This is a genomic window from Pseudoalteromonas sp. QJM3NY_22 (assembly GCF_056173065.1).
In genome coordinates, this window is record NZ_CM149655.1 from 2696156 (window position 1) to 2710229 (window position 14074).

A 14074-nucleotide genomic window follows, 5' to 3' on the forward strand; every position below is an offset into this window, starting at 1 on the left:
CTTATAATTGTGCTACTTCTTGAGAGGATGACGTTGGCGTTAAGATGCTATCAGGCAAGTTATCTACTGACTTTTTACCGGTTAACAAATCTTGCATGAGGCCTTGTTTTTGGGATTTTAGCTTTTGCTTTTCCTGATTATATTTTTTTACTTTATCATCGATAGCAATCAACTTTTCAGCTATGAGGCGCTGCTCATAAACGTCGGGAACTATTGTTAAAAAAGCTTTAACATCTGATACATTTAAATGTGGCGTTGTTGTTCCTCCCACTTTGTCAGCTATCAAGCTCTTGGCTTTATGGGAATATATGTATTGAAGCATATAGTGCGATATTAATTTTTTAGGTTGTGTTCTGATTAACATCACGCGCTGTCCAAGACATATTTTCATGCCTTCAGGAATGACAAAAGCCTCACCTACAGGAGCTTCTCTTGTAAAAATAATGTCAGATGATTTTGGTTCCAGTCTACTGCACCTATCTTTATATCCCTGTTCATTAATAAAACTTGCATTTTCTTTTAAAAATATTCCATTGGAAATATTAAATGTTCTAGCGACTAAAAAACCATCATTTGAAAATATTGGTGTGCTGTGCGGACAGTCAATAATATCAGAACAAAAATTTTGAAGTTCCCCTAGTTTCCAATCCTTCGGCATCCAACCCAACTCACTCTCCCAATAAAGTTCAGGGGCTTGTTGGTAACTTGGGCGAAGTTTGCCGGTGTTTATATCAACACCACGGCTAAATAAGTCCGACATTAACCCTTGTTTAATCGCCGTGTACTTTTCAATTAAGGCTTGAGTTTGCTCGATTTGGTTGTCTATGGTGGATAGTACTTTCGCGATTTTCTGTTGGTTCTCTAATCGTGGAATTTCTATTAGAAAATTTTCGGTATCTTGTTTATTTACTTCAAGAAATGTACTTCCGATTCCAAGGTTGGCATATTCAGGTTGTTTTCTCTTCAGCTGGTAATACAAAAACCATGGTTCAATGGTTTTCTTTGGTAATAGGCTTTTGAACCCTTGATTCGTGCAGCAGTCTATCGCTGACATTTTTATTTCACCTAATGTTGCTCTTGATGTCATAAGTAAGGTGCCTGCTGGAAGCATTTTAGCAGAGCAAGATTCAAAGCCTTTTTTAGATATCTTTTCTTTACTAGAGTAAAGGATTCTATGATTATTTCTTGTGATATCAGTTGGTGTAATCCAATGAATATTTGCATTATTCCAATATTCAGGAATATCCCTGCTCGGCGTTCCTCCACTTACCACAGTACACATTTCTGATAATGGCTTTAATTGCCAATTATCTGGCAAGGTTATAGTTTTACTCATAACCCAACCCCGACATAAACTCAGACAACAACTGCGCTTGCTCGTCCCGTGTTTGCACTATCTGTTTTAAGGTAACGGAATATTTAGCAAATAGCGTTTCTATAGCGGCAATTAAGTGGAGTGTATTGGCACGTATATAACCTTGGTATTCGCTGAATAAGGCCTGTTTCATGTCGTCTATAATTAATGCTTTGGCCTCTTCTGGGCTGATGGATTTGCGAGCCGCAATAATTAAGTCGCCCATTTGCTTTTCTATGGCGCTGTTTTGTTGCTTTAGGATTCGTAACTCAGCTTCTAATGCGAGGTGTTGTGCGAGTTGTTTCTCTACTTTAAGTAATTGCACAGATTGCTTTTCGCCTTGTTGCTGTAATTCAGCAATGCGCGCTTGGTTAGATAGTGAAGTGTTATGTTTCTCGGCCAGCGTAAGGATTTTTTCGCTCACACAAAAGTGCCTGTCTTTTGCGTTTAAGCCTTGGGTTAAATCCCCTTTCTTAGCACCTTTAGGTAAAGGGGTATGACTTAAAAATTCGACGTGGGCATCGTTGATTTGGCTTTTTAGGCGTTTAATTACATCGGTAATGTCTGCTTTTAAGTGTTTTTGTTGTTGTTTTAATTTAGCGACCTTTTCTTTAGGTAGGACTGTCGGTGAAGCATCAAGTTCGTCGGTAATGGCTAACTCTAAGTCTTGGTCTTCATCATTGCTTTCTGCTTGGCTAAACAGCGTGATGAGTTGCTCTATACGTTGCTGGTTTTGTTGTAGCTGGTCAACAATCTCAGGGCATTGGCTATTAAATAACACTTCGTCAGGAATTAACGCGGCATTCCAACCACTGGCGGCAATAGATTTAAAATCGGCTTCACGCTGTTTAAACCAGTTTGCTAACGCGCCCCTTACTTGGTATTTGTTCAATAGTGCTAACGGCGCTAATTGCTGCTCTATGCTATTCAACCCTTGTTTACGAATGTAAAATACGCCTTTGTTACCTTGTTTTTCGTCTCCCAGTTTGGCAAATAAACGTTGCTCGCTTTGCCACCATGTTTCAAGGAGCTGAGTAAATGCTTCATGTTTGGCCGTGACATTGGTTGATTGTTCTATCACTTGTTTAATGTCACTGCTGTCTTTGATTCGCGGGCTAAACTGCTGAAATTCTGGCGATGGGTTGATGGCATTGGGCGCTTGTTCTGTAAACAGTTCGTTTTCTAAATGCGGGTAGTCGTGCCAGTATTTTGATAGTGCGTTAATTTCTTCTGTCGGGATGCCACCGTTTAAATGGGCTTGTACATTTTGTGGTTCTGGCGCTGGGCTGTTATCAACATAACGGCGAATATTAAGGTTGTAGTTCTCTTTTGCGAGTGTGTCTTGATGAATTAACGCTGCGTATTTTTCAACCTTGCTGTCATTATTGTTATCACTATTTGTTTTAAGGAGTAACGATTTATAAACACTGGTGATTTTTTCGATGTCTTCAGGGCGTAAGCTGTTTTGGTTTTTACCTTCTTTGTATTCTCGATCGGCATTAATAAACAATACTTGTTTACGGGTCTCTGCGTCTTTTTTGTTAATCACCAAAACACAAGCCGGAATGCCTGTGCCGTAAAATAAACCAGCAGGCAAACCTATCACCGCTTCTAATAACCCATTAGTAATAAGGCGCTTGCGGTAACTGCCTTCATCGCCTGCACGAAATAACACACCATGGGGTAAAATCACCGCGGCTTTACCATCCCCTTTTAGCGAAGCGATCATATGCTGTAAAAACATAAAATCGGCTTTGCCTTTTTCTGGCATAAAGGTGTTAAAACGTTGCTTGTCTGTTTCTATTTCGCTTTCAGCATAGTCTTGTGAGAACGGCGGGTTAGCAATAACACGATCAAACGATTTTAATGTACCGTTGTCGTTATGATGCTGTGGGCGCAGGAGGGTGTCTTCGTTTTCGATCCCTCGACCTGATATACCATGTAAAATCATGTTCATTTTACAAATAGACCAAGTACCACCGTTGTCTTCTTGGCCGAACAAGTCTATTTCATTTGCGTCGCCACCGGATTCTTGCACATAGCGTAAACTTTGGATCAACATACCGCCCGAGCCACAGGTTGGGTCGTATATTTCCATTTTTTCTTGCGGTTCGAGTATTTCAACCAATAAGCGTACGACTTCAGAAGGGGTATAGAATTCGCCGCCTTTTTTACCGGCACTGTCGGCAAAGTACTTAATTAAATACTCGTAAGCCGCGCCTAATAAATCAGGAAATTCAAAGCAGTCATTTGTTAGCGTAAGGCCGTTGAAATGCTGAATAAAACGAATGAGTGTTTTGTCGTTGATGGTGTTTTTACCGACTTTCTTTTTAAAGTCGATGTGTTTAAGAACGCCTTCTAAGCCTTTATTTTCGTCTTCTAATGCTGAAAGTGCTTTGTTTAATCCGTCACCCACTCGTTCTTTTAAATGCTCAATTTGTTGCCAGCGGGCGTTTTCTGGTACGAAGTAATCAAAAGCAGAGGGTTGTAGTAGCTTAGTAATTTTTTCATCGGATACGCCTTGTTCACGATAGGCTTTGGCTTTGTCGCTGTAGTCTTTTTCATACTGATCAGACATACGTTTTAAGAACAATATACCGAAAATAAATTCTTTGTATTCCGACGCATCCATTTTGCCACGCAGTATGTCGCAGGCTTCAAATAAGGTGCTTGATAATTTTTGTAATGTTAGTTTTTGGGTCATTTATATTTGCTACTTCTTAAAGCGGTTTGTTTATTTTATACAAAAGAATTATTCATTAAAGTAAGCAATATTTTTGCACCGTGAATATTGAAATTTGTAAAATGTTTATCTCTTTAAATTTTTATCTTTACACTGCTGAAATCAGCTTTTAAATACTACACACTATTGTTCAGGCTTAATTAAGTATTTGGCTGACAATCGCAGCATATCTGAATGTTCACAGAATAAATCCAAACCTATAAATGGTCAATGTAATCATTATATTAACACTCTAAACTCCTCTTTTTCGGCAAAGTTGAGTAAGTAAAAATATCTATTGTATATATTATTACTAAAAATCAGCATCATGTCGTTTGAAATCCTACAAGCAAAAATTAAACCCGGCCCTAAACCTATAAACTCCTTCGCCCATATGCCATAATCTAAATAATTCATTATTTTAGTAACTTGGCGCGTATTTAGGCACTTTAAAGTTAACTACTCAGGGTTTTCAGCATGGCATATCAAGAGCAAAATCAAGCAACAATCTATTGGCACGACTACGAGACTTGGGGGGCAAGCCCTCAAAAGGATAAGCCGAGCCAATTTGCGGGTGTTCGTACCGATCTTGATTTAAATATTATTGGCGAGCCACTTATTGAATATTGTAAGCCGCAAGCGGATTACTTGCCTCACCCTGAGGCGTGTTTAATTACGGGTATTACGCCACAAGTGGCGATGAAAAAAGGCTTAGTTGAAGCTGAGTTTATAGCAAAAATTCATGCCGAATTTAGCGTGCCAAACACCTGTGTTGCCGGTTATAACAGTATTCGGTTTGATGACGAAGTAAGCCGTTATAGCTTTTACCGTAACTTTTACGACCCATACGAGCGCGAATACAAAAATAACAATAGCCGCTGGGATATTATTGATTTAGTACGCGCTTGTTACGCGCTGCGCCCTGAAGGCATTGAATGGCCGTTAAAAGAAGACGGCAGCCCAAGCTTTAAGCTAGAACATTTAACGGTAGCCAATGGTATTGAACACGCCGCTGCGCACGACGCACTAAGCGATGTAACCGCCACTATTGCACTGGCTAAACTAATAAAAGAAAAACAGCCAAAGCTATATAACTTCTTTTTTGGGCTGCGTAATAAAAAAGCCCTTGCTGAATTAGTTGATGTATTTAACATGACGCCGCTGGTGCATACCACGTCGCGCATACCTGCAACACAAGGCTGTACAAGCTGGGTTGCACCAATGAGCTTTCATCCGGTTAATAAGAACGCGGTTATTTGTTTTGATTTAACCCAAAACCCGCAAGTACTCATTGATTTAAACGTAGAAGAATTACGCAAACGTTTATACACCAAACGTGTTGATTTAGCCGAGGGCGATTTACCTGTTGGTTTAAAGCTGGTGCATTTAAACAAGTGCCCTATTTTAGCCCCAGCTAAAACATTATTACCTGAAAATGCCGCCCGCCTTGGGATTGATCGCGAGCAGTGCCTCGCTAATTTAGCTATTTTAAAAGCCAATACCAACCTTCGCGATAAAGTAACGGAGGTGTTTAACGAAAAAGGTGATTACAGCGCAACCACTAACGTTGACTACTTACTTTACGATGGCTTTACAAGCCATGCCGACAAGGCTAAGTTTGCAATTATTCGTGATGCAAAACCAGATGAATTAGCCGGTTTGAATTTAGACTTTGAAGATAAAAAATTCAATACGTTATTATTTAGATACCGCGCCCGTAACTGGCCTGAAACGCTAAACCAGCAAGAGCTTGACCAATGGCGCCAGTATTGCCAAAACAAGTTAATGCACGGCGAAGATCAACCATCGATTAACGCGCAAGATTTTATGATAACCCTTGAAAACCTAGCGCATGAACATGACGACAGCGAAAAAAATCTTACAATTTTAAAGGCGCTATATAACTACGCTCAAAGCATGTAATTCGGTGTAGACGTAGAGCTTGCTCACGTGAAAAGCGCAGCTTTTAATATCTTTGTCATTTTAAAAACTCTGTTTTTATACGCAAGCAAGCTTTGCGTCTACAAGTAAAACTCACAGCTACACTTTGGCGGTAGACGTAGAGCTTGCTCACGTGAAAAGCGCAGCTTTTAATATCTTTATCATTTTAAAAACTCCGTTTTTATACGCAAGCAAGCTTCGCGTCTACAAGTAAACTCATATCTACACTTTGGCGGTAGACGTCGAGCTTGCTCACGCGAAAAGTGCAGTTTTTAATACCTTTACCTTTTTAAAAACTCCGTTTTTATACGCAAGCAAGCTTTGCGTCTACAAGTAAAAATCACCGCTGCACTTTGGCGGTAGACGTTGAGCTTGCTCACGTGAAAAGTGCAGCTTTTAATATCTTTACCATTTTAAAACTGTGTTTTTATACGCAAGCAAGCTTTGCGTCTACAGCGTTACTTTTTATGCAGCGCTTCAATGCGTGCTAGTAAGCTTGAGGTGTCGTATCTACCGCCGCCAAGTGCTTGTACGTCGGCGTAATATTGATCGACCGTTGCGGTCATTGGTAAAGTAGCGCCGTTGTTTTTAGCTTCATCAAGTGCAATGCCTAAATCTTTGCGCATCCAATCGACGGCAAAACCAAACTCGTATTCACCCGCCCACATTGTTTTGTAGCGGTTTTCCATTTGCCACGAACCGGCTGCGCCTTTAGATATGGTTTCTATAACTTTTTCACCATCGAGTCCTGCTTGTTTGGCAAAATGTAAGCCTTCGGCTAACCCTTGTACTGCGCCCGCAATACAAATTTGATTAACCATTTTACAAAGTTGACCCGAGCCAACGCCGCCTAGTAATTGGCTAAAACGGCTGAACGCCGCCATAACTGGCTGCACTTTAGCAAATACGGCTTCACTGCCACCTGCCATAACCGTTAATACGCCGTTTTCGGCGCCAGCTTGTCCGCCCGATACAGGCGCATCTATAAAGTCGATATTTTGCAGAGCCGCTTTAGCAGCCACTTCGCGTGCTACTTCCGCTGAGGTTGTGGTGTGATCAACCAAAACAGTGTGTGGCAACATGCCCGCTAACACGCCGTCTTCGCCATACACTACTGAGCGTAAATCGTCATCGTTACCAACACACATAAATACGATGTCAGCATTGCTGGCAGCTTCGCGCGGAGTTGGTGCAAAGCTTCCTGAATGTTCTGCAGTCCACGCTTGTGCTTTAGCTTGAGTGCGGTTATAAACGCATACGCTGTGCCCTGCTTTTGCTAAATGCCCCGCCATTGGGTAACCCATTACGCCTAAACCTATAAATGCGACTTTCATTGACATAAAAATGACCTATTTAACTGATAACTTAGAAACTAGGCTTCGATTATGTCAATCGACTGGTAAAAAAGCGAATGAAAATCTTTATAAAATTTCCTTAATCGGAAATGTAAGTAGGTAACCTATGGATAGTATTTATCAATTTAATGCACCACTTTACAACAGCGAAAGCTTTCCTCTTAGTAAGCTACAGGGAAAAACCATACTGATTGTTAATACAGCGAGTAAATGTAATTTTTCGGTGCAATTAAGTGCGCTTGAAAAGCTATATCAAGAATATAAAAGTAGCGGATTTACAATATTGGCATTTCCGTGTAATCAGTTTGGTCAAAATGAGCCACTTGATAATTTAGCCATTAGAGACTTTTACCAAGCCCAGTTTAATGTGTCGTTTGAGATATTTGGTAAAGTAATGGTAAATGGGCCAGAAACTCACCCGCTGTTTAATTATTTGAAATCACATACTCGGGGTATTTCACAAAATCGTGCTATTAAGTGGAACTTCACTAAATTTTTAATTAACTCGCAAGGTCAGCAGGTTGCTCGCTATGCGCCGCGCACTAAGCCCGAAACACTTAAACAAGTAATAGAAAGCAACCTACTGCAAGCAGCAAAGGTAAACACAGCAAAAAGTGATAAAAGAATATCGCCAAAAGCACCTATATTTACTTCGCTTAAAGCTTAAATTAGTAACAGGAGAACTAATTAGGCACGTTTTTATAAAGTAGTTTATTGTATTGATACTTATTAAGCGTCGGAGCTATTACAATGAACATTGCTTTTTTTAGTACTCAAAAGTACGAACTGCCTTTTTTCGAACAAAGTACACGCGATCACCTTGCTATAAAAATAACGTATTTTGAGCAAGCTCTGAGCGAACAAACGGCTATTTTAGCAAACGGGTTTAATGCCATATGCGTATTTGTAAACGACACCGTAAACGCCACAGTTATTGAACAACTGGCAAGCCAAGGCATAAATACTATTTTACTGCGTTGTGCAGGATTTAATAACGTTGATTTACCTGCAGCAAAAGCACATAAAATTAAAGTATTACGTGTACCAGCTTACAGCCCTGAAGCCGTAGCCGAGCATTGTATTGCACTTATGCTAACGCTTAGCCGTAAAACCCATAAAGCGTATAACCGCGTACGCGAAGACAATTTTGATTTAAACGGATTACTAGGCTTTAACTTGCACAATAAAACCGTGGGTATTGTAGGTTGCGGTAAAATTGGCCTTGCGCTGTGCAACATTTTAAATGGCTTTGGCGCTAAAGTATTAGTGTGCGACCCATACGCACAACCTGGCAATTATACAATTACCGATATAGACACCTTACTTAGCCAAAGCGATGTAATTTCTTTGCATTGCCCATTAACGGAACAAACTCATCATTTAATAGATGATGAGGCATTTAGTAAAATGAAAACCGGCGTTATGCTTATTAACACCTCTCGCGGGGCACTGCTTAACAGCAAAGCGTGCATTAATGCACTTAAAACGAAAAAATTAGGGTATTTAGGGCTCGACGTTTACGAGCAAGAGTCGGAGCTATTTTTAAAAACCACAGTGACGAAATAAACCAAGACGATATATTTTCGCGCTTAGTGAGCTTTAAAAATGTTTTAGTAACAGGCCATCAGGGCTTTTTTACCCAGGAAGCACTCACCGAGATAGCAAACACAACCCTACTTAACGCGCTTGAAGTGAATGAAGGTAGGCCTCTGACTAATGAGGTTTTATAAAGACATAAGCTATACCTAAATTTCAGGCACAAAAAAGCGAAGTGCGTTTTAAACTCACTTCGCTTTATTAATCTATTTTTTGGGATTAGATAAAATTAACCAAAGGCAACGTTTGCGAATACTAAGGTCATTAATATTGGGCAAACAAAACGAATATACTGAGCAAACCAGTAATGTACGCCTGTTGTTGCTTGGTGTAATTTGTTACCACGCTGCCACATCCACCCTACTGTAATAAAGTAAAATAAACCCATAAGCGGTAATTGGTATTGAGTAAATAGCATAATTACCAAACCAAATAACCAATCAAAATTTAGTATAATTGCGCTTGCACACACAAGTACAACAGCGCTTACCGCCCATGTTGCTTTGGTGCGACTAACGTTGTGGTTTTCGACTAAAAACGCTACCGGAATTTCAGTGGTCGATATAGTTGACGTAACCGATGCGATAGACATTAATACAAAAAATAATAAACCAACTAATAAACCAATTTCGCCCATGGTGCTAAATAGCTCAGGTAAAATAGCAAAAATTAGTTGCCCTTCGCCAATCAGTTTACCACCACTAAATACCTCTACACCGTTGTGCTGCGCCACATAAATAGCAGGAATAATGAGTAACCCCGCTAAAAAAGCAACGCCAGTATCAAGTAGTGCAACACCTGCTGTGAGCTTTGGTAAATTAGCATCTGGTTGTAAATATGAGCCGTAAATCATCATACAGCCCACACCTAGTGAGAGCGAAAAGAACGCTTGCCCCATTGCCGCAATAATTAAATTAGGGTCGAGTATTTGGCTAAAATCAGGAATTAAATACGCGGCAAAACCTTCGCTTGCGCCATCGAGTGTTGCAATGTAGGCAATTAAACCAACAAGCAGCACAAGTAACAGTGGCATTAATCGGCGCGACCAGGTTTCGATTCCCGATTTAACCCCTTTTAAAATAATACTGGCGGTTAAAATAAGCATAAGCGGCGTAAATACAAAATTACGCAGCACTGAGTCGCTATGTAAAAATTCGCTTGCGCCTGTAAACCCAAAAAAGGTGGTTATGGGTTCAATAGCGTACGAGAGCATCCACCCTGCCACTATTGAATAAAAACTTAGCATAACAACTGCGCCCGCAAGACCTATGTAACCGGCTGCTGCACCTACTTTACGGCTAGTGTTTTGCCATGCATCGCCCAATGCTTTTACAGGATTAGCTTGTGCTTTGTGACCTAAATAAAGTTCGGTATACAGCGCAGGTAGCGCAAGTAAAAATATAACAATAAAATAAACCAGTAAAAAAGCACCGCCGCCATGGTTGGCCGCTTGCGTAGGAAAACCCCAAATATTACCTAAACCCACTGCTGCGCCAGCAGCGGCTAAAACAAAACCAAGTCGGCTTTGAAACCCATCACGCACTTGTGCCATACATCTACAAATCTGTTATTATTTTGATTATTGTGAATTAAACCATATTTCATGCCAGCTGAGTAATAAAATTGTACCCAGCCTTTGTTAGTGGCGCTAACCGCTCACAATATCAGCGACTTCTTTTGCTTTAGGGCTTTTATGACTGAACACTATTTAAAAAATGCCTTGAGTATTACTTCAACTCAATTGGCAAATTTGTCTTTAGCGAGTAACAGTGTTTTATTATTTAATGCTAAAACACTTGAGCTTAGTGACTTTAGTTTGCCCGACTGCTTAAGCCCATTTGAGTTAACCATTATAAACCGCCGTAAAAGCCCACAAGCTAAGCAAGAGTATTTAGCTACGCGGTTATTGTTAAAACATCTTATTAAAATAACGCAGCCGCAACATACGCACGTACCCCTTAATAAAATGAGTACAAAATTTGACGAGGCAAGCTCAAAGCTACAAATACATGTAAGTGGTGATGTTATTAATACCTGTATTTCGCACTCGCATGGTTTAGTTGGGGTCGCGCTAAATTTTGATAAAAGTGAATTTGGGTTTGATATTGAAAAAGTAAGCCTAAAGCGCCCATTTGAAAAGCTTGCTAAGCATTTTTATCATAATGATGAAATTACACTTATCACCAAGCCTACTACTACCCAAGCCCAAGCAGATACGTTTTTTAGAATTTGGACATTAAAAGAGTCACTTGCTAAAGCCACCAGCCGCCCTATTGCAAAATTACTTAGCCCCAATGTGTTTGACGAATTAAATAGTGCAAAGCTGAGTGCTTGCAGTAATAACGTTACTGTAGCTGATAGCAGTGACAGCAATGTTTGTTTTGATGTAAGTGTGGTGCATAAAAAAAGCATCGACTGGCGATGCTTTTTATTAAATGACTCTATTAACTGATTTTACTAGGGCGTGTTGATCTTTGCGGTATAAAAAACAAACAGCATAAGGATAAGGTATAATTGAATTCGCTAAAAAACGTTACACCGAACCCTCATGCCAAGATTAATGTTAACAGACGCGACATGGAATGTCTTATCAAAAGTAATGCACTTAAGTGGTCGAATTTATAATAAGCCTGAGCATAGAAAAACGCTCGAAGGCATACTCTATAAGATGCGTACCGGTATTCCTTGGCGAGATTTACCGTCTTATTTCGGCTCGTGGAGTGCTATTTATAGACGATTTAATTTATGGTCCAAAAAAGATATTTTGAATGAATTATTTCGAGTGTTATCCCACTATGCTGATATGGATTGGATCTTTATTGATGGCAGTATTGTCAGGGCTCACCAGCATAGTTGCGGTGCAAGAACCGCTGACAATGAATCAATCGGTAAGAGTCGAGGTGGTAATTCGACTAAAATTCATCTTGCAGTAGATAGCGGAGGATTGCCTGTTTATTATGAATTATCCTGTGGAAATACGCATGATATCGTCCATGCAGAGTCACTTGTAGCCAATTGCCCAACGAGTAATGTTGTTGTCGCAGATAAAGGCTACGATAGTGAAAAACTAAGAGAGTTTATTCGTGACAATAGCGCTACACCCGTTATTCCACGCAAGGATAACAGTTTAGTGGGTAATGAAGATATTGACTGGTGCATGTACAAATATAGGCACTTAGTTGAGAATGCCTTTGGTCGGATCAAACAATATAGAGGGATAGCCACACGGTATGAAAAGCTTGAGCGGAATTATCATTCCATGCTCGCTTTAGCATTCACTATGATGTGGCTACCAATATGGGCTGATTAATATATATACTACAAAGATCAACAGCCCCTAGTTAATTTCCCTAAATAACCGTTATTTACGCAGCAAAATCATTTTCTAATAAACGGCTATGAATAGACTGTACTACGTTATCTGACTCAGTTTGCTCTACTAAAAAGCACAGGTTGTGCTTACTAGCACCGTGACAAATTAATCGAATGTTAAAGTCTTTTAGTACACTCATTAAGTTCATTTCGTGTTGGCGTAATTGAATCTCAGAGCCAATAAGTGCCACCAATGTTAGGTTGTTTTCTACCGAAACATGGCAAAACTCTGCAAGCTTATCTAGGCATTCTTGATCAAGCTCTGGGCGCGAGGCGTTTTGCGCGTTATCAAGCGTTATAGCTACACTGATTTCTGATGTGGTTACCAAATCTACCGATATATTGTATTCACTTAATAGTGTAAATACGCGTGCTAAAAAGCCGCTTGCTAGTAGCATTTCTGGGCTTTTAAGCGTAAGCAATATTTGGTTTTTACGTTGCGTCACTGCGCGTATACCTGGTTGCTGCGATTTTTCACGCTCAATCCACGTACCGCCACGCTCAGGCTCTCGGCTAGAACCTACAAACACGTTAATGTGGCTACGGCTTGCTGGTAAAATAGTCGCTGGGTGCAATACTTTTGCGCCAAAGGTTGCCATTTCAGCGGCTTCGTCAAAACTTAAGCGTGCAATAGGCGTCGCTTTTGCGCACAAACGCGGGTCAGTGCTAAAAATGCCCACTACGTCGGTCCAAATATGCACACTTTTAGCGTTAATTGCTTCAGCTAGTAATGCAGCGCTATAGTCAGAACCACCACGTCCTAGCGTTGTGGTTTGACCATATTCGTCACTACCAATAAATCCCTGAGTTACAATTACTTGAGCGTCTAATAACGGAATTAAATGCTCTTTAGCAGCTTGCGCTGTGGCTGCAACATTGGGCGTTGCTTTACCAAATTGGCTATCGGTTTTAAGCACCTTGCGCACATCAAAGCGATCGGCATTTAAACCTTGTAAACGAAGTACCTGTGCAAACAAATACGACGATAAACGCTCACCAAAGCTAAGTAGCTCGTCGTGTTGCTGATCGGTTGTTAGTGGCTCTTGAGCCAATGTTTGAAATGCTTTTAAGGTTTCGTTAAAACCAACCGCTAAATCGGCATCTAGCGATAATTCATCTAAAATAGTTTGTTGAATAGCAAGCACGCCATTTATGTGCTCTTGGCGCTCACTTGAGGTAATGCTTGATTTACACAGTGCAACTAAGTGATTAGTTACGCCGGCACTGGCGCTCACGGCAACAATACGTACGCTTTTATCTGCAACAATAATTTCGCTACAGCGACTCATCGCTTCAAAATTTGCAACACTGGTTCCGCCAAATTTGGCAACGATGTAATCTGACTTTGCGCCTGATACTGTTTGTGGCACTGATTGGGTAGTCATTTAGTCTCCTTTCGCGGTATCCAAACCGCAATAAAACAAGAAGAACTTGGCAAAGGAATGCTTGAAGATAAGTCCACTGCCAGAAGCTCTCCACCTATATTGGTGACAGTTTTGAGGATTCAGCCCCATAAACCGAAAAACAATGACGACGTACCATTATTTTCCTCGGCGAGTACTTCCCTCCTTAATGATCATCGGCTTTCGTCGCCTAACATTAAGTACCTAAGTATCGCACCTCTTCTGAATGCTTTATTAACCAGTGGCTAATAAAACAAAACCCCACTAAGTAGCGGGGCTTTGAAAGTTATCGTTTAGACGTCTAGCTGTCAAGCATTTAATAATTTATGAG

Annotated in this window: 9 protein-coding genes, 1 pseudogene and 1 riboswitch; of the genes and pseudogenes, 5 read left to right on the forward strand and 5 right to left on the reverse strand. The window is 40.4% G+C overall.

Annotated features, from left to right (window positions below; all coding sequences use genetic code 11):
* Position 1: 1 nt before the first annotated feature.
* Both AC0VZ4_RS12230 and AC0VZ4_RS12235 read right to left on the reverse strand, forming a co-directional pair.
* Positions 2-1336: a restriction endonuclease subunit S gene (locus AC0VZ4_RS12230; RefSeq protein WP_475439803.1), complete on the reverse strand. Its 1335-nt coding sequence runs from the start codon at positions 1334-1336 to the stop codon at positions 2-4.
* Positions 1329-4058: a type I restriction-modification system subunit M gene (locus AC0VZ4_RS12235; protein ID WP_475439804.1), complete on the reverse strand. Its 2730-nt coding sequence runs from the start codon at positions 4056-4058 to the stop codon at positions 1329-1331. Before AC0VZ4_RS12235 ends, AC0VZ4_RS12230 begins: the two co-directional genes overlap by 8 nt.
* A gap of 495 nt (positions 4059-4553) precedes the next feature.
* Here AC0VZ4_RS12235 and sbcB point away from each other — a divergent pair, with 495 nt between their 5' ends.
* Positions 4554-5999, forward strand: a complete 1446-nt coding sequence (gene sbcB / locus AC0VZ4_RS12240; RefSeq protein ID WP_475439805.1) for an exodeoxyribonuclease I — start codon at positions 4554-4556, stop codon at positions 5997-5999.
* Positions 6000-6475: 476 nt separating this feature from the next.
* Here the strand turns inward: sbcB and AC0VZ4_RS12245 are convergent, their stop codons facing one another.
* Positions 6476-7357, reverse strand: coding sequence for an NAD(P)-dependent oxidoreductase (locus AC0VZ4_RS12245; RefSeq protein ID WP_033028744.1), 882 nt, complete (start codon positions 7355-7357; stop codon positions 6476-6478).
* A gap of 121 nt (positions 7358-7478) precedes the next feature.
* Here AC0VZ4_RS12245 and AC0VZ4_RS12250 point away from each other — a divergent pair, with 121 nt between their 5' ends.
* Positions 7479-8039 (forward strand): glutathione peroxidase, encoded by a 561-nt coding sequence (locus tag AC0VZ4_RS12250; RefSeq protein ID WP_475439806.1) that lies wholly within the window; start codon positions 7479-7481, stop codon positions 8037-8039.
* Between the two features lie 83 nt (positions 8040-8122).
* Positions 8123-9102, forward strand: a pseudogene (locus AC0VZ4_RS12255) (2-hydroxyacid dehydrogenase).
* Positions 9103-9197: 95 nt separating this feature from the next.
* Here the strand turns inward: AC0VZ4_RS12255 and AC0VZ4_RS12260 are convergent.
* Complete coding sequence (locus AC0VZ4_RS12260; protein WP_007581906.1) at positions 9198-10520, reverse strand: sodium-dependent transporter; 1323 nt, start codon at positions 10518-10520, stop codon at positions 9198-9200.
* Positions 10521-10661: 141 nt separating this feature from the next.
* Here AC0VZ4_RS12260 and AC0VZ4_RS12265 point away from each other — a divergent pair, with 141 nt between their 5' ends.
* Entirely contained in the window at positions 10662-11420 is a 759-nt protein-coding gene (locus AC0VZ4_RS12265) for a 4'-phosphopantetheinyl transferase family protein (RefSeq protein WP_475439807.1), read from the forward strand.
* A gap of 96 nt (positions 11421-11516) precedes the next feature.
* Complete coding sequence (locus AC0VZ4_RS12270) at positions 11517-12278, forward strand: IS5 family transposase (RefSeq protein WP_475439610.1); 762 nt, start codon at positions 11517-11519, stop codon at positions 12276-12278.
* Positions 12279-12333: 55 nt separating this feature from the next.
* Here AC0VZ4_RS12270 and lysC read toward each other — a convergent pair whose 3' ends face one another.
* Positions 12334-13725: a lysine-sensitive aspartokinase 3 gene (gene lysC, locus AC0VZ4_RS12275; protein WP_149602448.1), complete on the reverse strand. Its 1392-nt coding sequence runs from the start codon at positions 13723-13725 to the stop codon at positions 12334-12336.
* Between the two features lie 75 nt (positions 13726-13800).
* Positions 13801-13973: riboswitch (Lysine riboswitch) on the reverse strand.
* Between the last annotated feature and the right edge of the window lie 101 nt (positions 13974-14074).

Coding starts and splice junctions, on each gene's coding strand:
- AC0VZ4_RS12230 (WP_475439803.1), bottom strand. CDS start 1,336: ATGAGTAAAACTATAACCTTGCCAGATAATTGGCAATTAAAGCCATTA.
- AC0VZ4_RS12235 (WP_475439804.1), bottom strand. CDS start 4,058: ATGACCCAAAAACTAACATTACAAAAATTATCAAGCACCTTATTTGAA.
- sbcB (WP_475439805.1), top strand. CDS start 4,554: ATGGCATATCAAGAGCAAAATCAAGCAACAATCTATTGGCACGACTAC.
- AC0VZ4_RS12245 (WP_033028744.1), bottom strand. CDS start 7,357: ATGTCAATGAAAGTCGCATTTATAGGTTTAGGCGTAATGGGTTACCCA.
- AC0VZ4_RS12250 (WP_475439806.1), top strand. CDS start 7,479: ATGGATAGTATTTATCAATTTAATGCACCACTTTACAACAGCGAAAGC.
- AC0VZ4_RS12260 (WP_007581906.1), bottom strand. CDS start 10,520: ATGGCACAAGTGCGTGATGGGTTTCAAAGCCGACTTGGTTTTGTTTTA.
- AC0VZ4_RS12265 (WP_475439807.1), top strand. CDS start 10,662: ATGACTGAACACTATTTAAAAAATGCCTTGAGTATTACTTCAACTCAA.
- AC0VZ4_RS12270 (WP_475439610.1), top strand. CDS start 11,517: ATGCCAAGATTAATGTTAACAGACGCGACATGGAATGTCTTATCAAAA.
- lysC (WP_149602448.1), bottom strand. CDS start 13,725: ATGACTACCCAATCAGTGCCACAAACAGTATCAGGCGCAAAGTCAGAT.